This window comes from Vibrio sp. 10N.247.311.51 (assembly GCF_041467855.1).
GTDB classification, from domain to species: domain Bacteria; phylum Pseudomonadota; class Gammaproteobacteria; order Enterobacterales; family Vibrionaceae; genus Vibrio; species Vibrio coralliirubri.
Window position 1 is genome coordinate 162,090 of the sequence record NZ_JBFSVK010000002.1, and the last position, 21,969, is coordinate 184,058.

General features: G+C 44.8%; 21 protein-coding genes. 9 read left to right on the plus strand and 12 right to left on the minus strand.

What is annotated here, in order from left to right; genetic code table 11:
* Positions 1–9: 9 nt before the first annotated feature.
* The 3 genes from AB6E85_RS02840 (at position 10) to AB6E85_RS02850 (ending at position 3,627) form a co-directional block, all read left to right on the plus strand.
* Positions 10–1,026, plus strand: coding sequence for a nuclear transport factor 2 family protein (locus tag AB6E85_RS02840; protein ID WP_017065254.1), 1,017 nt, complete (start codon positions 10–12; stop codon positions 1,024–1,026).
* A 248-nt stretch (positions 1,027–1,274) separates the two neighbouring features.
* Entirely contained in the window at positions 1,275–2,351 is a 1,077-nt protein-coding gene (locus tag AB6E85_RS02845; RefSeq protein WP_050646350.1) for a porin, read from the plus strand.
* A gap of 250 nt (positions 2,352–2,601) precedes the next feature.
* On the plus strand, positions 2,602–3,627 hold the full coding sequence (locus AB6E85_RS02850; RefSeq protein WP_048609306.1) for a LacI family DNA-binding transcriptional regulator: 1,026 nt from the start codon (positions 2,602–2,604) through the stop codon (positions 3,625–3,627).
* A gap of 67 nt (positions 3,628–3,694) precedes the next feature.
* Here the strand turns inward: AB6E85_RS02850 and AB6E85_RS02855 are convergent, their stop codons facing one another.
* Together AB6E85_RS02855 and AB6E85_RS02860 are read right to left on the minus strand one after the other, a co-directional pair.
* On the minus strand, positions 3,695–5,197 hold the full coding sequence (locus tag AB6E85_RS02855) for an arylsulfatase (protein ID WP_372141363.1): 1,503 nt from the start codon (positions 5,195–5,197) through the stop codon (positions 3,695–3,697).
* A gap of 9 nt (positions 5,198–5,206) precedes the next feature.
* A complete protein-coding gene (locus AB6E85_RS02860) occupies positions 5,207–5,596 on the minus strand; it encodes a DUF4345 domain-containing protein (protein ID WP_059021064.1) in 390 nt (129 codons plus the stop codon).
* A 139-nt stretch (positions 5,597–5,735) separates the two neighbouring features.
* Between AB6E85_RS02860 and AB6E85_RS02865 the strand changes: the two genes are divergently transcribed.
* Together AB6E85_RS02865 and AB6E85_RS02870 are read left to right on the plus strand one after the other, a co-directional pair.
* Positions 5,736–6,506, plus strand: a complete 771-nt coding sequence (locus AB6E85_RS02865; RefSeq protein WP_059021066.1) for a DUF481 domain-containing protein — start codon at positions 5,736–5,738, stop codon at positions 6,504–6,506.
* Between the two features lie 364 nt (positions 6,507–6,870).
* Complete coding sequence (locus AB6E85_RS02870) at positions 6,871–7,431, plus strand: hypothetical protein (protein ID WP_372141364.1); 561 nt, start codon at positions 6,871–6,873, stop codon at positions 7,429–7,431.
* A gap of 62 nt (positions 7,432–7,493) precedes the next feature.
* Here the strand turns inward: AB6E85_RS02870 and AB6E85_RS02875 are convergent, their stop codons facing one another.
* From AB6E85_RS02875 to AB6E85_RS02885, 3 genes are all read right to left on the minus strand, one after another.
* Positions 7,494–7,895, minus strand: a complete 402-nt coding sequence (locus AB6E85_RS02875; RefSeq protein WP_048616730.1) for a globin — start codon at positions 7,893–7,895, stop codon at positions 7,494–7,496.
* A 170-nt stretch (positions 7,896–8,065) separates the two neighbouring features.
* Complete coding sequence (locus tag AB6E85_RS02880; RefSeq protein WP_004736381.1) at positions 8,066–8,446, minus strand: VOC family protein; 381 nt, start codon at positions 8,444–8,446, stop codon at positions 8,066–8,068.
* A gap of 76 nt (positions 8,447–8,522) precedes the next feature.
* A complete protein-coding gene (locus AB6E85_RS02885; RefSeq protein WP_372141365.1) occupies positions 8,523–9,407 on the minus strand; it encodes a LysR substrate-binding domain-containing protein in 885 nt (294 codons plus the stop codon).
* A 104-nt stretch (positions 9,408–9,511) separates the two neighbouring features.
* Here AB6E85_RS02885 and AB6E85_RS02890 point away from each other — a divergent pair, with 104 nt between their 5' ends.
* Both AB6E85_RS02890 and AB6E85_RS02895 read left to right on the plus strand, forming a co-directional pair.
* On the plus strand, positions 9,512–10,840 hold the full coding sequence (locus AB6E85_RS02890; RefSeq protein WP_372141366.1) for a 6-phospho-beta-glucosidase: 1,329 nt from the start codon (positions 9,512–9,514) through the stop codon (positions 10,838–10,840).
* A 131-nt stretch (positions 10,841–10,971) separates the two neighbouring features.
* Positions 10,972–11,736: a carbohydrate deacetylase gene (locus tag AB6E85_RS02895; protein WP_372141543.1), complete on the plus strand. Its 765-nt coding sequence runs from the start codon at positions 10,972–10,974 to the stop codon at positions 11,734–11,736.
* Positions 11,737–11,753: 17 nt separating this feature from the next.
* On the opposite strand, the gene soxR is transcribed toward AB6E85_RS02895, so the two are convergent.
* Positions 11,754–12,194, minus strand: a complete 441-nt coding sequence (soxR, locus tag AB6E85_RS02900) for a redox-sensitive transcriptional activator SoxR (protein ID WP_048609296.1) — start codon at positions 12,192–12,194, stop codon at positions 11,754–11,756.
* Positions 12,195–12,346: 152 nt separating this feature from the next.
* Positions 12,347–13,306, minus strand: a complete 960-nt coding sequence (locus AB6E85_RS02905; protein ID WP_372141368.1) for a LysR family transcriptional regulator — start codon at positions 13,304–13,306, stop codon at positions 12,347–12,349.
* A 130-nt stretch (positions 13,307–13,436) separates the two neighbouring features.
* On the opposite strand from AB6E85_RS02905, the gene AB6E85_RS02910 reads away from it, so the two are divergent.
* Positions 13,437–14,249 (plus strand): enoyl-CoA hydratase/isomerase family protein, encoded by an 813-nt coding sequence (locus AB6E85_RS02910; RefSeq protein WP_372141370.1) that lies wholly within the window; start codon positions 13,437–13,439, stop codon positions 14,247–14,249.
* 102 nt (positions 14,250–14,351) lie between these two features.
* Here the strand turns inward: AB6E85_RS02910 and AB6E85_RS02915 are convergent, their stop codons facing one another.
* The 4 genes from AB6E85_RS02915 to AB6E85_RS02930 form a co-directional block, all read right to left on the minus strand.
* A complete protein-coding gene (locus AB6E85_RS02915; protein ID WP_017071824.1) occupies positions 14,352–14,873 on the minus strand; it encodes an NADPH-dependent FMN reductase in 522 nt (173 codons plus the stop codon).
* Between the two features lie 19 nt (positions 14,874–14,892).
* On the minus strand, positions 14,893–15,684 hold the full coding sequence (locus AB6E85_RS02920) for an arylamine N-acetyltransferase (RefSeq protein ID WP_372141372.1): 792 nt from the start codon (positions 15,682–15,684) through the stop codon (positions 14,893–14,895).
* A 274-nt stretch (positions 15,685–15,958) separates the two neighbouring features.
* Complete coding sequence (locus tag AB6E85_RS02925) at positions 15,959–17,521, minus strand: glutamate synthase-related protein (RefSeq protein ID WP_372141374.1); 1,563 nt, start codon at positions 17,519–17,521, stop codon at positions 15,959–15,961.
* A gap of 226 nt (positions 17,522–17,747) precedes the next feature.
* Positions 17,748–18,305: a DUF1439 domain-containing protein gene (locus tag AB6E85_RS02930; protein WP_060982921.1), complete on the minus strand. Its 558-nt coding sequence runs from the start codon at positions 18,303–18,305 to the stop codon at positions 17,748–17,750.
* Positions 18,306–18,591: 286 nt separating this feature from the next.
* Between AB6E85_RS02930 and AB6E85_RS02935 the strand changes: the two genes are divergently transcribed.
* On the plus strand, positions 18,592–19,935 hold the full coding sequence (locus AB6E85_RS02935) for a sigma-54 interaction domain-containing protein (RefSeq protein ID WP_372141375.1): 1,344 nt from the start codon (positions 18,592–18,594) through the stop codon (positions 19,933–19,935).
* A 98-nt stretch (positions 19,936–20,033) separates the two neighbouring features.
* On the opposite strand, the gene AB6E85_RS02940 is transcribed toward AB6E85_RS02935, so the two are convergent.
* Positions 20,034–21,824 (minus strand): hypothetical protein, encoded by a 1,791-nt coding sequence (locus AB6E85_RS02940; RefSeq protein WP_372141377.1) that lies wholly within the window; start codon positions 21,822–21,824, stop codon positions 20,034–20,036.
* Positions 21,825–21,969: the final 145 nt, after the last annotated feature.

A 21,969-nucleotide genomic window follows, 5' to 3' on the forward strand; every position in this document is an offset into this window, starting at 1 on the left:
GAAATTATTATGTCTAAATATCAAGAAGCTAAACGCATTGTTCGTGAATACTTCGATGCAATGGAAAACGCAACTCACGAGAACGTTGCTGAAGTTTTAAAAGCACACACTTCTGAAGATTACTTGTGGCGCGGTGTTTACCCATTCCGTGAGCAAGAAGGCGCACAAGCAGCTGCTGACGTATTCTGGGCACCAATGATGAAGTCAATGACTCGCATGCAGCGTCGTCAAGACATCTTCATCGGTGGTAACAACGAAGTTAACCCAGATGAGATTTGGGTAATGAGCATGGGTCACTTCATGGGTCTATTCGACGCTGAATACCTAGGCATGCGCCCTACTGGCAAGATCATGAACGTTCGCTACGCAGAATTTAACTGTGTTGTTGATGGTAAAATCACTAAGACAGGCCTGTTCCTAGACCTTCTAGGCATGATGGATCAAGCGGGTTGCTACCCACTTCCACCATCAACAGGTAAGCACTTCGTATACCCTGGCCCACGTAACCACGATGGTCTGCTATTCGAAGACGCGGCTCCAGAAGAAGGTGTTGCGACACTTGCTCTAGTAAACAAAATGGTTGATGACCTGTCTGCTCTTAACGACAGCGGCGCGATGGGTTGCCCACCAGAAGTACTAGCGAAGAGCTGGTCAAAAGACATGATTTGGTACGGCCCATGTGGTATCGGCGCGTCTTACACAATTCCTCGCTACCAACAACAGCACCAACTTCCTTTCCGTAACAATCTGAAAGACAAGAAGTTCAACGGCCACGTTTGTCGTTTCGCTGAAGGTAACTTCTCTTGTTTCTTCGGTTGGCCAAACCTATCAAACACACCAACAGGTGGCTTCCTAGGTATGACTGGCGGTGAAGTACGTGCAAACATGCAAGTAGTTGACGTTTACTACCGTGACGGTGACAAACTGTCTGAGAACTGGGTTCTTATCGACCTTCCTTACTGGCTACAGCAGCAAGGTCTAGATGTGTTCGAACGCACTTCAAGCATCATGAACCCAACGCTGTAATCGATACGCTTTAATCCAAAAGATTGAAACGCAATAGTGGCAACCTAAATAGACATCTGATTTAGGTTGCCACGCTTACTGGGGGACCCTTCTCGCTCCCAGTAAGTGCTCCAACCAATTCATTATTGCTCCACTAATAACTGAATCTACTAGTACCTCATGGATGGGGTACACCCTGCCAAACCATTACCAATATAACGGGCTTGAAAGCACGGTGGCTTTCTACGGCCTGAATAAAGAGAATTACAATGAAAAAGTCGATTCTTTCAGCAGTGATCCTGACAGCACTTACCTCAGGTTCTGCTTTTGCTGCACACACTTTTACCAATGACGCGGGCGATAGCCTTACTTTAGACGGTCGTTTCGACGTTCGTTACCAAGATAAGGGCGGCGACCACAATGGTGAGTGGAACAGCGGTAGCTCTCGTTTCGGCCTGAAAGGTCAAATGGGACTCGATAACGGCTGGACTGGCTTTGGCCATGCTGAATGGGGTTATAACTCAGGTGCTAACGGCGACAATATTTACGACCGACTTCTATACGCAGGCGTAGAGCACGACAAATACGGCAAGATCGCAGCAGGTACGAAGCAATGGTCTACCTTCTACGATGTGGCTTGGTTTACCGATATGGGTAGAGTGTTCGGTTCGCGTGGTTCTGGTTACTACAACCTATCTGACTGGGGTATTGCGTCAGGTACAGGTCGTGCCGAGAACTCGATTACTTACCGCAACAGCATTAGCGACAACTGGAAATACGGCTTCACTTACCAAACCACTCGCGAAGATGTTGGTCTAGCTGACGGCTTAACAGCAACGCTGAAAAACGGTATGGGCGCATCAACGCTGTACACTGTTATGGATGGCCTAACGATTGGTTTAGCTTACCACCAGAATGAGTTTGATGATGTCGATGCGGGCGTTAAAAATATCAAAGATGGTGATACACAACGCATTGGTCTATTAGGTGTTAACTATACCAATGACGGTCTATTCGTTGGTTTCACCTACAGCCAAGGTTCAAACTGGGAAACCACCAGCCAAGCTGAATTCTACGACCACCGTGGTGCGGAATTCTTCACTTACTACCACTTTGAAAACGGTCTGCGTCCAACCTTTAACGTGAACTACTTAACGGATACCGACGACAACGCAAACGGCTACGAGCGCCAGCTTATTATTCCTGGCCTTGAGTACCACTTTAAGAAGAATAAGTTCTTAGTTTGGACGGAATACCAGTTTGATAATGGTAACGACAAGTCTGTTGGTAACCATTACGAAAATAGCGATGACCAATTCGCTGCAGGTATCCGTTACTACTTCTAACGATGTAGCGGCATGTTGCTCATTTTATGGGTAAATTCGAAATCTAAAGCTCTGCTCTTACGCAGAGCTTTTTTGTCACTACCTCTGTAATCCTACTGTTTTCCCAATACAGAGAATGGGTTATACCCAACATCAAATTCAAAATAATCATTATTCCTTATTTTTCATATCATTCCTTGGTATTACTTTATGAGTACGTACCTAAATATGTTACTCTGTGCGCAGTTAATTTGGTTCAAAAGTATGGTCTATGAGCTCTCCAAAACACTCCACGGCGTCAAAGCCAACCGTCACCTCTAAAGATGTCGCTAAACTTGCTGGCGTTTCTCAATCAACTGTATCTCGTGTATTTGTCCCGGGCAGTTCAGTGTCTGAAAAGACCAAGCAGAAAGTGTTCGATGCAGCAAAGTCGTTGAATTATCGTCCTAATGCCTTTGCCCGCAGTCTGACGACAAATGAGTCCAAATTGATTGGCTTAGTTTTCCCAGATGCCGACTACCCTATCCACATGAAAACTCTGCAGCTTATCTCTACCGAGCTACAAAAACAGGGTTACTCTGCGGTATTGATTCCTTGGCAAGTTGATGGAAACGACAACCACTCGATTCCTAATATCTTCCAATACAGAGTTGATGGCGTAATTGCTGCTTCCGCGACCTTTAATAAGTCGCTTTATGAAGAGTGTGAAGAGTTCGACATCCCTATCGTTCAGTTTGCACGTGTTGTTGAAGGGACGAAAAGTAGCCATGTAGTGAGCGACAACTACGCCGCAGGCCAAGTCGCCGCTCAGCATTTACATAGCGTAGGAACAAAGTCAGCGGTTTACCTGACAGGTAACGTACCAACCTACACCAACGGTGAGCGTGAATCGGGCTTTTGCTCAGAATTCGAAGATCTCACGGGCAAGCAAGCTCGTGTTATTGAAGCTGACTATGACTACCTTGATGCTTTAGATACCATTCGGACTCTGTTTTCAGAACCCACACATCCTCAAGCGATTTTCTGTGCGACAGATAACCTCGCGATGGCGGTAATGGATGTGGCGCGCTTAGAATTCAACCTGCGTATTCCAGAAGATCTTCAAGTGATTGGTTTTGATGATATCCCACAGACTCAATGGTTGAACTACCAACTTACTACCTTCAAGCAAGATTTCAGACGCCTTGCACGTGAATCAGTGAAAATTGTCGTTAGCCAGATTCAAGAGCAAGACACGAGCTTGGTTAAGCTAATGGTGCCAGTGAAGTTCATTGAACGAAACACGACACTAAAATAGAACCAACGTTAAGACGCATTCAAATAAAAATCCCGCTCAGTGTGAGCGGGATTTTTATGATATTCAACTAGTTACCTACACCCCCGGTCTTCTCTGCCGGAGAATCAGGCGTCACTGGAGGCCACTCTTGGAAGGTTGCTAGATGTTGTTGGACTGCAGCTTGTGCAGGACCAAATGCCCACATTTTTTGCCCCATCCACTTCAAGTACATGCCCGACTCTTCCGCCGCTCTCTCGTATGGGTCACGACGTAAGTTAAACAGTAATGGTGCATTTAACGCTTCTTTAGGACCACTCCAACCGTGATTTTGCACGATGAAGTGCGCCTTCCAATCACCAACACGAACCGCTTGCAGCTGATCTCGTTCGTAGTAGTAGATCTCTTTACGGTTTGATTCGCCTTTCTCAGTCAGCATATCCACTTGGTTGTAGCCATCAAGGTGCGCTTTAAAGCCATCGTGACCTTTCAGCAGTTTGTCTTTTAGATCCGTTGGACCACCAGCCGCAGCGACAAGAGTGGGTAACCAATCCATACCATCAAAGATGCCATTGCCTACAGTACCCGCTGGGATTTTACCCGGCCAGCTAACCAGTGCAGGGGCTCTTACGCCACCTTCCCAAGTTGTGCCTTTCTCACCGTGATAAGGTGTCATACCGCCATCTGGCCAAGTCATGATCTCTGGGCCGTTATCGGCAGTGAAAATGATGATGGTGTTGTCAGCAATACCGAGTTCTTCCATCTTCGCCATCATCTCACCGACGTGATCATCAAGATCTTTCATGACCACTTCTTGGAGCCCCCAACCGTTTTGGCCGAGCATCGCTTCGTACTCAGGTGAAAGGTGCGTCCAAACGTGACCACGTGATGGACAGTACCAAGTGAAGAAGGGCTTATCCGCTTCAACCGCCCTTTCAATGAAGTTGATTGCGTGTTTATTTACTTCATCGTCGAGTGTACGCATACGCTCGATCGACAATGCACCATCATCTTCGATCGTTTGACCACCTTTACCGTCTGATCTTGCGTAAATAACATTACGAGGTGCAAATGCATCCAAAGAGCCATCTTTTGGCCAATCTGGATCTTCTGTGTATTCCATTGCATTCAAGTGATACAACCACCCCCAATACTCATCAAAACCGTGCATCGTCGGTAGGAATTCATCTCGGTCACCAAGGTGGTTTTTACCAAATTGACCCGTAACATAACCCATGGTTTTAAGGATTTCAGGAAGCGTTGGTGTGTCAGCAGTTAAACCAACAGGGCCACCTGGCAACCCGACTGAGTGCATGCCTGTTCGCACAGGAAGTTGACCCGTTAAGAATGCAGAACGACCAGCCGTACAAGAAGGTTGAGCGTAATAATCAGTCAGGAGCATGCCCTTTTCAGCAATACTATCGATGTTTGGTGTTTCACTACTCATCACACCATTGTGATAAGCACTCAGGTTTGAGATCCCAATATCATCCGTGAAGATAACAAAAATATTCGGTTGCTCTTGTGCTGACCATGCCGATAGCGAAAAGCTACTCAACACACTCATCACAACAAGGTGGAAAATCCTTTTCATAGAATGTCCTTATACTGTTTCAGATTGCTCTTTGTGAACCATTTTTATTCCTACCAAACCAAAGCCAAGCTCCAATAATAAATAGACGACAAGTAGCCCGTGAGGCATGCCATCTATCAACAAGCTAATGACTCGGCCAGCAGCCAAACCCAACATGAAGACCACCAAACTGTAGAGTGCTGGTAGTCGGTATTTCTTTAGTAACGCCCCTGCTATCCAAAACAGAGCCAACGCTAAGTACAACCCCATCACGGCACGAAAGATATGAGTGACATTGATAGGGCTAGCATCAATTCCGAAAAGATAATCAAGGGAGACAACGGGGGCATAACCGTACGACAACGCAATCGGTGTTAAACCCAAAACAGCGACGATCAAAAAAACGCTTTGTGGCTTCATATCCTTACTCTTTTAATTTGGCTCTTTTCAAAAAACATAGTCTACAATCAGCAATATACAAGTTGCATATATGAGAAATGAATAGTTAAAACACACATTCACATTTGTGCTATTTCACATCGAAGATAAGGATATCAATATGGCTAAATGGCGTTACCTACTCGCATCAGCATTGGCTGCCAGTTCAACCGTAAATGCTCAGGAAGCAAGTGAACAAGCGGACACAAAAAAGTGGCAACATAGCTTCGAAATTTACGCGCTTGCACTCAATATCCGCGGAGACAGCACCATTGGTGGCTTGTCAGCAGATGTCGATGTTGATCCTGCATTCATCATGGATCATCTTGATATGACCGCAATGGTGCGTTTAGAGGGTATCTATGACAATCAGTGGGGCTATTACATTGACTACAGCTTCATGAAGTTAAGCGGAAAAACAAACTCAGTGTTAGGTAGCAACCTAGAGGTATTGAGGGGCAACCTTGATATCCGACAAGGTGTTTTAGATGTGAAGGGGTTTAAGCGCTACCAGTACGATTTTGGCACGATTGATTATCTGTTTGGGCTTCGTTGGTGGGATAACGACATTGATGCCAAGCTTTACGGTTCAGGTGGCAATCTAAGTGCAGACCGATCACTCGATGAAGATTGGGTTGATTACCAAGTAGGTGTGAGATGGATAACGCAGCTCAATAAGGATTGGAAGTTTCACGCAACCATTGATGCAGGGCTTGGTAGTGACACAAACTTTACCTCATCTCTGTTAACTGGCGTGCGATACCAGATAAACAGTTGGTCTGACTTAAATGTTGCCTACAAATCGACCTGGGTTGATTACGAAAACAAGGGTACCTTTGAATACGATACCGCATCGCAAGGGTTCCTGATTGGTTGGGCTGCTCACTTTTAATCCAATTATCGTAACGTGTTAGAAGCTAGGCCAACCCAACGTTGATTACTTGGATTTAATGTCTATTAAAACGTAATCCTCAAATGATTCTGATCTCTGGCGATAACCTCGTCGCCAGAAGTTTTTCTTCGTGAAACATACACCGCCCTTCCTCAAAGAAAACCCATAAAATCATCAAGTAACACCTGAACATCGTTCATTTAACCTATCTAAAAAATTGTAATTTTAGATCATGGAAATACAGGTTTATATCTTGAGATATTTAATCTTCATTTAATCGTTCCCGCCCCATTCGAACAGTGTTTTTTATTTTGAAAATATCGCTAGAATCCTCTCCCGAAATTTACAAACCAGAGTGAAAACAATGAAAAAATTAATCTTAACGGCTCTTACGATTGCCTCAGTTACCGGCATCGCATCAACTTCAGCTTTTGCATCAAATGAAATGTACGCATTGGGTGGTTTCGGGATGGATGATGGCGATGTCGGTGGCCAGTTCACATTTGGTAGCCAAGTCATGCAAAGCAACTGGTATGTTGAATCAACGTTGCTTGTTATTAGCACTGATGAAAAGGATCTTAAAACAGAGCAAGAGTTCGATTCTTTAATGCTTTCATTAACACCTATGTATAAGCACAGCTTCAGCGAAAACTTCGCTGTTTATGGTAAGGCGGGCGCTTTTTACGCACACTCAGATACCAAATTGGTGTTCCTATCTAGCGATAATAATGAAGTCCACAAAGGGTCGCATGGTGATCTTGGCTTAACTTACGGTATCGGCGCAGAATACAAGTCACTAAAACCAGTTTTCGGCCACTCCAAGTTTGTGACTCGAGCTGGATTTGATTGGTATGAGTTCGGAGGAAGTTCTGGTTGGTATACCACTGAGTCGGTACTAAGTATCCAAGCAGGCTTTACCTTTTAATTGAGTAGAAAAAATGAGTAAGCCTCTCGTTAGACGAGGCTTACTTCGTTACACATTTTGGTTCAGACTACGCACTCTTTCTTCATGATAGTTAAGCCGGCTTCGAGCGTTTCTGTCCATGCTTGTTCAACGCTTTCATCGTAGTGAGGGTCGTATTTTTTAACTGTATTGAGTAACGAATTGAACCACTCGTTGAGCTCTTGCTCAGAGATATCCATTCCTAAATCTTTATGTCGCTTCCCAAGCTTCTTCACCGAGTTTCGTACGCTCGGTAGACCCGCAGAGTTATAGATAAGAATGATCGAGGCTTTAAGCATCTTGGTTTGTTGCTCTAACCCTATCTTTTCAAAACGTTCTGAAAACCTTGGATTATGCTCGCAAAAATCCGCCAAAAACGTTTCGAGAAATTCTTGGTCAATCCGGCAGCGCTCAAAGCTTTCATAAAACAGTTCATTCGGTTTCATCTAGCCAGTCCTTTGCAAAATTTTGAGTCTTCGAGAAGCTAACAAGTTCAGAGCCGCGACTTCGCCAACTCCGAACCATCAATATGGTCTAAGTATACGCCACTGTGGCATAAAATGAACGATGACATAAGGCGAACTGTGGCATAACGTATACTATGACATAAAGCGAACTATGGCATAAAGTGAGTTGCACAGATCTTGTTTCCATCAGGATCTCGCAAATAAGCCATGTACAAACGACGCTCATCAGAACCTCTCGCTCCGGGACCGTTTTCAATACTGGTACCGCCATTCTCGACGCCAATCCGATGCCACTCATCTACAACTTCAGGAGAAGAGGCAAGAAAACCCACCGTCATGCCATTGCCGTGAGTCGCAGGCTGACCATCAATCGGCTTCGTTAAACCCAACACACCCGTTTGGCTAACGTAAACACAGCGCCCTTTGGGATCAACAGAGCCTTCGCTATAACCCAGCACCTTCATGATTGGGTCATAAAAAGCCTTCGCGCGTTCAATATCTTCGGTACCGAGAAAAACATGGCTGAACATAACTAACCTCTTCTTTTATTGAAAGAACCACCTAAACTAGACCTATAATTCGTGTTTGTCTAGGCACGCTATTCTGTCACAACTGTTGCTTAACCCATTGAGCAAACACCTGAAACTTAGTTCGTTGCTCCATGCCTTTCGGGCACACTAAGTCATACCCTTTACCCGACTCAATACTCATAAGAGGCGCGACCAACAAGCCTTGTTCAATCTGCGGTGTCATAAATTCTAACCGCCCTAGTGCTAGCCCCATCGATAATATCGCCGCATCCATCGCCAAGCGGTTATCACTGTAATAGTCACACTGAAGTGCGCAGTTGGTATCAATTTGAGCTTCATACAACCAACGTTGCCACGCAGTGATATCACCACTATGAATGAAACGAACATCGTCTAAGTGTTGAATGCCTTGGTCTAGTTTGAAGCGTTTCGCATATTCAGGGCTACACACAGGGGTTCTTACTCCACTGAATAATCGCTCGCTAAAATGGTTTGGGTAATGGCCTTCGCTATAGAAAATTGCCACGTCATAAGGTTCAAACTGGAAGTCTGACTGGCTCTGTTTGGTTTGCAGTTTGATGCTTAGATTCGGATACAAGCGTCTGAATTCTGGGAGGCGCGGCATCAACCATGATGAAGCAAAATAAGGCGATGTCGCGATGTACAGCTCCCCACTTAGCTCACCCGTTTGAATATCCATGAGTTCGGAAAAGATAGACTCGAACGAGACGTTCAACATGGATAACACGCGCTGACCTTCTGGCGTCAGTTCGAGCTTTCTTGTCTTGCGCACAAACAGATTGAACTTCAGTTGTTGTTCGAGTTTTTTAATGCGATGGCTGACCCCTCCCTGAGTTAAGAAGAGCTCATCGGCGGCAAGCGTAAAGCTTAAATGTTTAGCCGCAACACTAAAGGTGTGCAGCAGTGACAGCGTTTGTTGGCGATTTTCGAACAACCCCATGCATTAACCCCACTAATTCATAAGTCGTCATAACTGGTTTGTCGGTGTATGTGACCATCATATAAATTAAACCAAGTAATCTACAGCATTAAATGGTGAGCAGTATGCAACAGAATCGAAAACTCAACGTAACCGTGATTGGTGGTGGCTCAAGTTACACCCCAGAGCTCGTTGAAGGACTGCTCAAGCGCCATCACGAATTACCTATTTCTGATCTGTGGTTGGTCGATATTGAAGAAGGCATGGAAAAAGCAGAGATAATCGCGGCGCTCACCAAGCGAATGATAAACAAAGCAGGCTGTGAGATTAATGTTCACCTAACCACGGATCGAAAATCAGCCCTGAAAGACGCGGATTTTGTCTGCTCACAATTTCGCGCAGGAAGAATGGAAGCCAGATTACGTGACGAAAGGATTGCTCTGAAATATCGCATGATCGGCCAAGAGACCAATGGCTTGGGTGGCTTCTCTAATGCTTGCCGAACCATTCCGATTGCACTCGAGATAGCGAAAGAGATGGAAGAACTGTGTCCGAATGCGTGGTTACTCAACTTCACCAACCCATCGGGCATGGTAACGGAAGCACTGATTAAGCACTCAACCATTAAAACCGTTGGTCTATGTAACGTTCCCGTCAACATGGAGCTAGGCGCGGCGAAAATGCTCGGTGCAGAACGTAAAGATATCACGATGCAGATCGCAGGATTAAATCACCTAGTGTGGGCTCGTAAGGTGCTTCATAAAGGTGAAGACAAGTTGGGAGAACTCATCAAGCAACTCCTTGGTGGTAACGATCAAATGATGCCAAAGAACATCCCTCCCTTTGAGTGGGACGCAGAACTGATTCGTTCTCTGAACATCGTTCCTTGTGCTTACCTACGTTACTACTACCAATCCAGAGACATCTTAGACAAAGAATTTACTGCGTCTGAAAACAGCACCAATCGCGCAGACTTAGTTGCCAAGGTTGAACAACAGTTATTGGAGATCTACAAAGATCCCATGCTCGATACCAAACCTAAATTATTAGAAGAACGAGGCGGTGCTTATTACTCTGAAGCGGCCTGTGAGCTCATGAGCAGTATCCACAACAACAAACGTTCTATCATGCACGTCAACACTCGCAACAATGGTGCGATTCAAGGATTACCCGATGACTGTGCGGTAGAAGTAAGTTCGGTAATCACCAGCAGTGCAATCCTGCCACTGAGCGTTGAACCTTTTGAAAGCGACACGCTGCGCTTGATTCAGCAGATGAAAGAGTTTGAAACCTTGACCGTTAAAGCGGCGATGACAGGTGACATCGCAACAGCAAAACGTGCTCTGATCTTAAACCCTATCGTCGATAGTGGTTCGCATATCGACGAGGCTTTACAAGAAACCATTCGCGAGAACTTAGACTTCATGCCTGCGTTCGCTCATCGACTCGCTTAATGTGGCATTTTGTTAGCCGCTAATAAGCTCGGTGATAGCAGCTAATAAGCTCAGTGATAACAGCTAATGAGCTCAGTGACAGCAGAGCTCATTCAAGATATTGAATCCAAATATTTTAATAAGAGGTCATGATGAAATTGATACTCAACGCCGATGATTTCGGCCTCACTGAAAGCGTGAACCACGGCATCGTCGAATGCTTTAAGGCGGGTTTGGTTAAGTCGACCACCATCATGATGAATCAACCGGGTACACAGCACGCGATTGATCTCTATCATCAAGATTTAGTCCCTGAAGTTGGCTTGCACTTTACAGTCACCGCAGGCAAACCATTGACGTCACCAGAGTTAATTCCGAGCTTAGTCGACGAGCACGGGCACTTCTTGAGCAACGTTACTCTGTTCGATAAATCAGATGTGAATGAAGGTGAGGTGATGCTCGAGCTCAACGCGCAATATCAAGCCGCCCTCGATGCCGGTTTGGAGATTAACCATATCGACAGTCATCACTTTGGTGGTGTATTTAAACCTCTAAAAGCAGCGTTTACCCGCACAGTGAATCGCATTGGTCTGCCAGTTAGGCGAATCGATAACATCTTGAGTGGCCAAGATGCACTGCGAGTGCCAACGCCAGATGCTTTCGACATGCGTTTCTTTGACGAAGGCGTATCACGGAATGGCCTGCAAGATTTATTACTGAGCTACCAAGCTATGATGCCTGACGGTGTACTTGAGTTAATGTGCCACCCTTCATCAGTGGCAAGTGAACAGCTTAAGTCCCTATCAAGCTACAGTGATAAACGCGTCGAAGAGCATCAGCTTCTCACTAGCCCAGAGCTAAAACAGTGGCTAGCTGACCATCAGATTGAGTGCATTGGATTCAACGAGCTCAGATAAGATACATTAATTCTGGGCTACTCAACGATCCGTTGTGCGCCCTGCCCTTGGTCATGCAGAATATCTTCAGGGTTCAACAAGTGGCATTTCTGCATACTCAAACATCCACAGCCGATACAGCCTGTTAAGTTCTCTTGTAGCGATTTAATCTGCGCCATTTTGCTATCGAGTTGCCCCTGCCACTTCTTAGCAACGCGCTCCCAATCTCGCTTAGTCGCGGTATGGTTCATCGGCAGTGTCGATAATTCTTCGGTGATCTCTTCCAGCGTGAAGCCTATCGACTGCGCGACTTGGATCAACGCAATTCGTCTCAACATCGCCGACTGATAACGGCGCTGATTTCCGTTAGTACGAATCGAAGCAATCAACCCCTTGGTTTCGTAAAAACGTAGGGCCGAAGGAGCCACGCCACTACGCTCTGACAGCTGACCAATGCTGAGGTATACGATGTTTCTCATGATCTTTCTCTTCCTGTTTGAATAGCCGTTTCGTCCTGATAATGACTAGTATAATAGAGTTCACTTTAACTTGAATTTTGTGTTCAAATTTAGGTTTGGGCTAGGTTACAAAATACGCGCAACAAAGAAGCCTAACACATTGATTATCCTGGCTATGATTTTGTTCGCTGATTACCATACATGTCGTCAAACCCGGGGATGCCTTGCTCCCACACGGGTTTATCTTCACCGACAATGGTTTTCAATGTATCAATGAAGAGCTTGGTTTTTATGGGTGCATCTCGATGTGGGTACACCGCATAGAAAGTGCCAAAGTCATCCAAGTTTAAGTGAGTCATTATAGGCACCAACTCCCCACTGAGCACTTCATCTTCAATCATCTGCGCCGTGACGACCGCGAGAGTACTGCCGGTTAGCGCGCTCTTGGAAATCATCTCAACGTCATTCACTTTATAAGCGGCATTAAGCTGAAAATGCTGCGCTTGCCCCTCTTGATCGACATAAGAAAACTTATCGATCAACAAACCCGGAGCGGCATAAATAGTCGCAGGTAATGACTCGAGTTTTTCGATGGTGTTGATCTCGCCATGCTGAGCAATGAACTCAGGTGAAGCAACAATCAACAATCGACTTCTGGCTATCTTACGGCTGATTAGGCTGGAGTTTTTGGGCTTACCAATACGGAAACCAATATCAAACCCTTCTTTAACCATATCGACGATTCGATCTTCGAGTCTCAATTCAAAATCAACATCTGGATACTGCTTCTGGAAAACCGCAATCGCCTGCTGAACATATTGTCGACCGAACATGGTCGAGCTGGTGATTCTTAATAACCCTAGAGGCTCTGCATGATAGTTTTGCGCCAAGCGTCGAGTATCGTTCAACAGTGCACGAAGCTGATGCGCTTGATTGACCATCTCATTACCTGCAGCTGTCAGAGATAACGAACGAGTGGTGCGATTGAGTAACCGAACATCCAGCTCTTCTTCAAGACGGCTGATCTGTTTAGAGATAACGGAACGGTCGACGTTTCTTTGCTCCGCCACTTTGACAAACGAACCCAGCTCAACCACTTCAAGTAACAATAATAAACGACTCGATATATCCATAACGCCCTTTGTTGCATTTAAAGCACCAATTAAGTGCCAATATGACTATTTTTCTCATCTTATTACAAATCTATAGTAGCTGCACATAACGGAGGCAGCATTCAGTCCCGACCTAATAGAGGAACACCCCATGACACTACTATCTGTGACTAACCAAAATGGCATCGCAACGGTATCAATCAACAACCCACCAGTGAACGTGCTGACTTTCGACTTGATCAACGAGATCAATGCCTTTGTACTTTCATTGAAAGATGATCGTGATACTAAGGTTGTGGTCTTTAAATCATTACATGAGAGCTTCTTTCTGGCTCACCTAGATCTCAATGTGATCAACGGTACACAGGGTGGACAAGCCGGTTCGATTGAATTCAACCACATGATTGAGAACATGAAAGCGATGAAACAAGTCTCTGTCGCCGTGGTTGATGGCGTAGCTCGTGGGGGCGGTAATGAATTTGTGATGGCGTGTGACCTTGCTTATGGCACTGAAAACTCGGCGTTCGCACAACCAGAAATTCATGTAAACATCCCAACGGGTGGCCAAGGCGCAGTGCAATTTGCAAGACGCATGGGCAAAAACAAAGCGCTGCAAGCTTTGCTGCTTGGCAACGATTTTACGGCTCAGCAAGCAGAAGACCGTAACATCATTACGCAGTTCGTACCGAAGGCTGAGATAGAGGATTTCTTAGCAGCGACACTCGGTGTGATCAGTCAATTAGAAGTACGTGATATCGTGATGTACAAAGAGATCATCGCAGCCTCAATCAAAGATGAGCAAGCGGGCGCTGAACTAGAACTGCGTTACTTCTTAGAGCGCGCAAAAGAGCAAAAAACCGCAGCAATTATCGGTGCGTTTCTAAAACACGGTGGTCAAACTGAGCGTGAAGCGAAAGACATTCAAGGTATCTTCGTTGACACCGCAGCAGAGTTATCACAATAGACAATGACGCAATTAAATGGCCATCGCTTGATGGCCATTTATGTATCTAACTATTTATTTATCTGCGCACCGATGTAGTAATTATCTCACTCACTAAAGCAGCTAGATCTGACTCATGATCGATTTCAGGCTCTCGGCCATTTCAGCATTGATGATCTCACCCGTTTCTACATTAAAGTTGTCGTAGAAACTCGGCACTGACATCGAGCCCTTCACATCAGCATCAAAGTAAGGTGCCGAATTTACCGCAGACGACAACACAGAGCTTGCGCCGCCTGGGCCTGGTGATGTGGAGAGCATCACAACAGGTTTGCCTTGATACACTTTCATGTCGATTCGTGATGTCCAATCAAACACATTCTTAAAGGCTGCGGTGTATGAACCGTTGTACTCTGCAAAAGAGATGACCACAGCATCTGCTTCGCCAATCTTGCTGAAAAAGCGCTGTGCGTGTTGATGAACGCCAGACTCTTTTTCTCTATCTTCACTATAAATAGGCATTTCGAAATCATTAAGATCGAGCACCTCTACTTGCGCGCCCTCAACTAAGCTTGCGGTGTACGCTGCCAATTGTTGGTTAATCGATGCTTTACTGTTGGTTGCGCCAATCGCTAATACTTTCATTGTTGATCCTCGAATTTGGTTAGAAACATTTCTCTAAAGTTTGAAAAGGCACATTTGGCGCTAAACCAAAGTACGTTTGTAATGCAGCAAGGTACGTAGGCTCGTCTTCAAGTAGCCACTCCTCTGTTGAGCCATTTTTGCTAATTTTAATTTTCTGATTAAGCAAAGTGACAATCCCACCTTCAATCGGCAGTGCCGCAATACAGTTTGATGTAAAAATGGATTTCGGACTGTTTGAAGTGAAGAAGTTGCTCGACTCTAAGTCGTTGGCACCCACATACGTCATGTCTAGGCTGTAGACGTTCATCCACTCTTCACCCTGCTTTATCTGCAGTAAGAAGCCATATCGTTCATCTTCGATAAAACGAAAAGTTTGTAAGTCATTAGACTGCTCAATATTGGTTTCAATCAGCAATGGAGCACGAGGGGTAAAGGTGCCAAAGCCCGCATCCACCAGCCACTGTTTGCCTTCAATCGTCACCAATGTCACTCGATGGCTACGCCCTGTAGGCTCTCCTGGTAGGTGTACTCGACCAAGCAAGGCTCTCGCTTCAAAGCCCATATGAGTTAACACATTCAGCAACAACCCATTAAGTTCTTGGCAATAACCCCCTCGCTGATTAACCACCAGCTTTTCATGCAATGCCTCTTGAGACAGTTGAATAGGCAGCCCCTGAACCACATCAAAATTCTCGAACGGAATGGTTCGGTGTTGATGCTTATGGATCGCTATTAGGTTTTCGATTGTGGTAACGCTTGGTTGAGATAAACCAATTCTTGAAAAATATTCGTTGATTTGACGCTGTTCCATACCTAACCCCTGATTTGTTTTCATCACCTAATGACTGACGTCTTCCAAGCTAACAACGTTCAAAAATGACAAGGTGATTGTTTATGTTTTTAGATTGGGGATGATGATAAAACCTCAAGTTAACTTTAGGTAAAGCGATATTTTAAAAATATAGGAAATAATTTAAAAATAACTATAAAGCAGTTAATTACGAAAGGTTAAACATAGATTGGCATTGCACAGGCAAAAATAAGCACACCCAAAATACAGTGAGTGTGCTTTATCGAAATACTATTTACTTAAGTTGGTTTAATGGACTGACACCAGAGTATGCGACTCCGGATAGCTCGGCCATTTCGCGATTCCATGTTGCCAAATCGTGAGGATTAAACTGATTCAAATGATCATGACCACACGCTCTCGCCATCACTTGCATCAATTCAGTCGAGGCTTCGAAGAAGTTCTTCAATTGATTCGATGCCTTCTCAACATTTAACCGTTGGCGTAAATCGGCTTTTTGAGTCGCGATACCCGCCGGGCAATTATTGGTGTTGCACATTCGAGCAGCAACACAACCTATCGACTGCATGGCACTGTTCGAGATAGCGACGCCATCAGCGCCAAGCGCCATCGCTTTTACGAAGTCCATTGGAACACGAAGCCCACCAGTAATGATTAAGGTGACTCTGTCACTTACGCCTTGCTTGTCTAGATAGGCTCTGGCACGAGCAAGCGCTGGAATGGTCGGCACACTAATATGGTCACGGAACATTTCTGGCGCCGCCCCAGTACCACCGCCTCGACCATCCAAAATGATGTAATCGGCACTGGCATCCAATGCGAACTGAATATCCTCTTCAATATGATTGGCACTCAACTTAAAGCCAATTGGGATCCCGCCTGTCACTTCTCGAACTCGTTCGGCAAAATTTTTGAAATCCTCGACGGTTTTTAGATCAACAAAGGTGGGTGGAGAAATCGCGGCGGTACCCGCTTCAATGCCACGCACCTCTGCTATCTTGCCAATGTTCTTCGCCCCCGGTAGGTGACCGCCTGTTCCGGTTTTAGCACCCTGCCCACCTTTAAAATGGAAGGCTTGGACATTTTTGAGCTTAGATTCATCGTAACCAAATTGTGCGCTGGCTAATTCATAAAAGTAACGAGAATTGGCCGCTTGCTCTTCGGGTAACATTCCGCCCTCACCCGAGCAAATTCCCGTTCCCGCAAGCTCCGCGCCTGTCGCTAAAGAAATTTTCGCTTCTTCAGATAACGAACCAAAACTCATATCAGACACAAATAAAGAGATGTTCAATTTAAGCGGCTTTTTCGCTTTTGGCCCAATAATAAGCTCAGTACCGACGGGCACGTTTTCCAATAACGGTTTGGTCGCCATTTGTGCAACCATCACTTGAATATCATCCCAGTGAGGTAATAGATATCTTGGGACGCCCATTGAAGTCATTGGCCCATGGTGACCCACTTTGGATAAGCCATCTCGTGCTAATTGATGAATGAATTCGACCGTGGGCTCTTCTTTGGTTGCAGAAGCCGCAGGTGAGAGATCGGGCGTTGCCGCTTGGATATGAACATCGGGGCCTTCTTGACCCACTTGCTCAGCCGTAAACTGTTTATGAGTGCCATCACAAAAAGGGAGATTGTTCGAATACTTACAGCGGCACAGGTAAGCGTCGCCGGTTTCCTCGGCCACGAAACTCTTTGGTTTGAAGCCCGTTCCGGCATGAGAACCATCACAGAACGGTTGGTTTTTCGATTTGCCACAGGTACAGAAGTAATACTCCTCGCCTTCGGTTAGCTCGACCTTAACGGGTTTGTTATCCGCTATTACTGGATTCTTCATAGTTCGTTCACCTTTTCTTTCTTATGATTTGATGACTGAAGCGATGACTTGCTCATAAGAGTAAAGTAAAGGTGAGATACGCGGCGAATTCAATAAATGAACCATAGAAAACAAGCATAATAGACAGCCTAAAAACAGAAGTATTGCTTGTTCAACACAAACAAAAATGGCCACCAAATCGGCAGCCATTGTGTTTTAAATCTGAGTCCAAGCTAAACGGGAAGGGTTAATCAAATAACTCGATGACCAGCTTGTTGTCTTTAATCACTAGATTAGGTTCCGATGACTTGATCAATGACTCTTGAACCTTATTGCTGTCCAATTTGTAAACCGGTGACTGGGACAAAGCAAAGCCAATCATAGAAACGGCAGGCTTAAGTAGCTTCTCTATTTCAGGAGAAAGCTGCTTTCCCTTTTCCTCAAAGCGCTCTAGACGCAGAGACTTTAAGTAGACCTCACCACTCTCTTTGTCGTATTCAGGAATCGCGCTGAATTCGATATCCAGATCTAGCCCCATGTTTGGCATGTTAAACACTTGAACCTTTGCATTGGTATTCGCTAAAACAGACACACGCTCGGCATCAGCTCGACCAATTTGCACCGCTAAGTCATCAACCGCCACTTGCGCATACATAACGTTTTGCACACCGACTTCTTGTTCTAACATCACCGAATCTTGCAGGTAGTTCGTCATTTCTTGTTCAGTAACGCTGTAGCTAACACAACCACCTAGCACCAGCGCAGAAGCTGCCAAAATGAACTTTTTTGCTACGTTAATTATCATCAATATCAGCTCTTTATCGTTAGTGATTAGCGCGGAGTTTACTGTGTGATCATCAATAAACAAAACAGTAAAAACACGATATTCGTGAATACCTTTAATTAATAAGCATAAATATCAGTAAGTAAAGCACCAGATTAGCTTTCCCGCTTGAGATAATGACACTTGTCAGCCAAACGCCATCAGATTTGTGTGCTCGAATTAATTGAATTTTGCTTCTAAGCTTATGGATATTTAGGGGGCTTACTGAAGGTTTCATCATGGAGTCGAAACATGAAGAGTGAGCACAATGCCATCAAAAAGAGTATCACCTGAGCCAACAACTCGTTCCGTGATTCTATTATGCAACACCGCATGCCTGCATCATAAACAGTGGGTAGAAGAACTGCGTCTCCATAATTGGGCAGCTCAAATTGCAGAAACCACCGAACAGGCCATTCACTTTCTCAATTCCCGCAGTCACTGCTGCGCACCAATTGTCGTTTCCTGTCTAACATCATCCTCAATCGACAAACAGTGTGAGCAAATATCAGCGTTAAAGGTTCACTCTCCAAATTTAAAAGCAATCGCTATCTGCAACCAACCACCAAGCCGCAACTTATCGCTCATTAAGCAAACCTTTTGGGATTATTACCACCTCCCTATTGATACAGAATGGCTTTGTCGAAATTTAGGCCATGCGTATGGCATGGTCGACACCAAGCAAACTAAACCTAAGTCTGCCTCGTGCCATGAATGTCAATTGGTAGGGCAATCCAGAACCATCCAACAACTTAAAAAGAAGATAGCCAAGATCGCTAACAACGATTTTCCAGTGCTGATTCAAGGGGAAACCGGAACTGGAAAAAGCCTATGTGCGCGTTTAATACATGAGGCCTCAGCCCGCAGTCAAAAACCTTTCATCGCTGTAAATTGTGGCGCAATTCCACAATCCCTGATTCACTCAGAGTTATTTGGCTTTGAAAAAGGCTCGTTCACGGGTGCAAACAAACGCTACGTCGGACACGTGGAAAGAGCGAATGGTGGCACACTATTTTTGGATGAGATCGGCGACCTTGAACTTTCGCTGCAAACTTACCTGCTCCACTTTCTTGAAAATAGCTCGATAGAACGATTAGGCAGTAACAACCAATTGCCCGTAGATTGCCGTGTAATTTTCGCCACCAACGTCAATATCGAACAAGCCGTTGCTGCGGGTAAATTTCGAAAGGATCTCTTTCATCGCATCAATGTACTTCCATTAGACCTAGTACCACTCAATGATCACAAAGAAGACATTGAAGATTTGGTTCGATTTGAACTGAAGCACAATTACGCATCCAAAACCAAACTGCCTAGTGACACCCTTGAGCAAATGAAACAGTACCATTGGCCGGGCAATGTTAGAGAGTTATTCAACTGCATAAAAAGGGCGATTGTTCTTTCTAATTCAAGCGCCCTCTCTACTCGTCATATGGGGATTCAATTAAAAGACGCTTCGCCCGATACTGAGAGTGGCACTCGACTTTCTTCAAAAAATGTTCGTCGAGTGATTCAGCAACACCACTACAATATTTCCCAATCTGCTAAAGCGTTGTCTATTTCTCGGACAACCTTGTACAAGCTGATCAAAAAACATCAGATAGCAATTTAAGTCGCCTAACTAGCTAGCTAAATAACTAAATAACTAATAAAGCAGCCTAACGAATTAGGCTGCTTTAGAGTTTAGTCGTACTCAATTAATGAAAGTACTTATGGCTCAGGAACAGTAAATGGACAAACATCACAGGTTGCAATGTTGGATGTTTCCATAAATGCTTCTTGCAAGAACAGCGAGTCAAACGTTGCTGTCACTTGATTAGATAGCATCCCTGCAGTTCCGGTTGGTAACACATTTGGTGCATAAGTTTTACTTACTTGTGTACACACTTGACCAATCGCATCACCAAAGTTCGGTATCCACTCTCCTTCACCCGTTTTACAAGCAAACAGCTCAGGGTCGGCACTTAATGCACTACACATATTGCCAGCACCACATGTAGTCACATCCTCAAGATCATCACAAGGTAAAGCAAAGTCGAGGTAATAACTGCTGTTGACTACTTCAGTAGGTAAATCAGAACGGCTCAAAGAGTCATCCTTAGAATCCACCAGCGATTCAATGGCCAATGGGATATCACCGGTATTACATATTTCAACATCATAGGTTTTCTTGAGCACAACTTGACCGCCATCAACCTCTAAGAAGCTATTACACACCTTAGAAATCTCAACCATCGGGCTCAAGTCTATTGGTGGACAATTGTAGGCCACTGGCGCTTGAGCATTCACGATAAGCCCATCAAGATCCACCGAACCATCTATGACACCGACAGCACCATTATTTACAGACAAGTAATTACCCATGAATGAGAATGACTCACCGACACTCCACACTTCATCACCATTACCAACCACTGGAAGCGCGCCTAAGATTGGTGACTCCGATAAAAAGGCCACTTCGTAATCACCGTTGGTGCCTAACGAACCTGGACCAGTATTGGTTACCATCACGGTGTAATCGATGTTAAACATGCCATCAACCGTAAAGCTGGTTGTGTTACAAGTTGCCGCTATGCTGATGCTACATAAACTGAATGAACCGACAACGAAGTCAGCCAAAGATGCATCAATCGAACGAGAAGCTCGTGACTCAACTAAGAAGCTACTGAAACATGGAATATCTTCAATACCAAACTCATCGTTCAACAACGCAGATAAATTCAGACGTCCTTCAACAAAGCTCTCTGTCGGAATAGAGGTTGTTTCACCCGTTTTCGCGAGGTATTCCCAACCTTGTACATTCGGTAGCGGTATTGCCCCGATAGAGTCATCATTGGAAATCGCACATATCTTATCGACACCGACTGCGCCACTGCCACATCTTGCACCAACGAAATCATTCGATTTAGGGTCTCCAGCCGTCTGGAACAGTCTGGTCATGTTGTCGGTGACATCACCATTATTTAAATCCCACTGCAACACTTCTATATACGGATTACCACCACTGGCTTGTGGGAATGAAATCAACACAAGGATGTCTCCATTGACATGCTGCCCAACAAAGTCGCCTTTGGTTTGTCCATCCGGTAACCCTACTTGGTCTTGTAGGAACCAGAATCCAATGTACATATCACCATTATTCGCATATCGGTCTGCACCAAAGTAAATCAGTAAATCGCCTTCGCTTTCAAAGGCAGCGGCATACGCATTAGTAAAGTCATCTTTCGGTTGTGGTGACGCCGTACGGAACGCCCAATTTGTAATGTCGGAATCATCTTTTGATCCACCTTTCCAAAAGATTTGGTCGATACCGTTACGGTCTTTTTCGAAAAACTCTGCAATCCCAACCATGCTGTTGGGATCATTTACATCGTCCCAATCAATACCACTATTATTACTGGTCGCATTACCATCAAGTTCCATCACATCAACAGTAGCCCACGCCAATTGGGGGCTACTAAACAACAAAAGCACACTAAGTAAATAATTTATAACCTTCATGTTCTCTCTCCATTTGTTCATACTTATGCTTTTAGGGTTTTCTGCCTTGCCCAAATTGGAGAAAATCCTTTAGCAATTCGTAGGTTCGATAGAGCATATTCCAAGCCAAGTTCAACTAATTGATTTGATTGATGTTTATATATTG

Coding starts and splice junctions, on each gene's coding strand:
- AB6E85_RS02840 (WP_017065254.1), top strand. CDS start 10: ATGTCTAAATATCAAGAAGCTAAACGCATTGTTCGTGAATACTTCGAT.
- AB6E85_RS02845 (WP_050646350.1), top strand. CDS start 1,275: ATGAAAAAGTCGATTCTTTCAGCAGTGATCCTGACAGCACTTACCTCA.
- AB6E85_RS02850 (WP_048609306.1), top strand. CDS start 2,602: ATGAGCTCTCCAAAACACTCCACGGCGTCAAAGCCAACCGTCACCTCT.
- AB6E85_RS02855 (WP_372141363.1), bottom strand. CDS start 5,197: ATGAAAAGGATTTTCCACCTTGTTGTGATGAGTGTGTTGAGTAGCTTT.
- AB6E85_RS02860 (WP_059021064.1), bottom strand. CDS start 5,596: ATGAAGCCACAAAGCGTTTTTTTGATCGTCGCTGTTTTGGGTTTAACA.
- AB6E85_RS02865 (WP_059021066.1), top strand. CDS start 5,736: ATGGCTAAATGGCGTTACCTACTCGCATCAGCATTGGCTGCCAGTTCA.
- AB6E85_RS02870 (WP_372141364.1), top strand. CDS start 6,871: ATGAAAAAATTAATCTTAACGGCTCTTACGATTGCCTCAGTTACCGGC.
- AB6E85_RS02875 (WP_048616730.1), bottom strand. CDS start 7,895: ATGAAACCGAATGAACTGTTTTATGAAAGCTTTGAGCGCTGCCGGATT.
- AB6E85_RS02880 (WP_004736381.1), bottom strand. CDS start 8,446: ATGTTCAGCCATGTTTTTCTCGGTACCGAAGATATTGAACGCGCGAAG.
- AB6E85_RS02885 (WP_372141365.1), bottom strand. CDS start 9,407: ATGGGGTTGTTCGAAAATCGCCAACAAACGCTGTCACTGCTGCACACC.
- AB6E85_RS02890 (WP_372141366.1), top strand. CDS start 9,512: ATGCAACAGAATCGAAAACTCAACGTAACCGTGATTGGTGGTGGCTCA.
- AB6E85_RS02895 (WP_372141543.1), top strand. CDS start 10,972: ATGAAATTGATACTCAACGCCGATGATTTCGGCCTCACTGAAAGCGTG.
- soxR (WP_048609296.1), bottom strand. CDS start 12,194: ATGAGAAACATCGTATACCTCAGCATTGGTCAGCTGTCAGAGCGTAGT.
- AB6E85_RS02905 (WP_372141368.1), bottom strand. CDS start 13,306: ATGGATATATCGAGTCGTTTATTATTGTTACTTGAAGTGGTTGAGCTG.
- AB6E85_RS02910 (WP_372141370.1), top strand. CDS start 13,437: ATGACACTACTATCTGTGACTAACCAAAATGGCATCGCAACGGTATCA.
- AB6E85_RS02915 (WP_017071824.1), bottom strand. CDS start 14,873: ATGAAAGTATTAGCGATTGGCGCAACCAACAGTAAAGCATCGATTAAC.
- AB6E85_RS02920 (WP_372141372.1), bottom strand. CDS start 15,684: ATGGAACAGCGTCAAATCAACGAATATTTTTCAAGAATTGGTTTATCT.
- AB6E85_RS02925 (WP_372141374.1), bottom strand. CDS start 17,521: ATGAAGAATCCAGTAATAGCGGATAACAAACCCGTTAAGGTCGAGCTA.
- AB6E85_RS02930 (WP_060982921.1), bottom strand. CDS start 18,305: ATGATAATTAACGTAGCAAAAAAGTTCATTTTGGCAGCTTCTGCGCTG.
- AB6E85_RS02935 (WP_372141375.1), top strand. CDS start 18,592: ATGCCATCAAAAAGAGTATCACCTGAGCCAACAACTCGTTCCGTGATT.
- AB6E85_RS02940 (WP_372141377.1), bottom strand. CDS start 21,824: ATGAAGGTTATAAATTATTTACTTAGTGTGCTTTTGTTGTTTAGTAGC.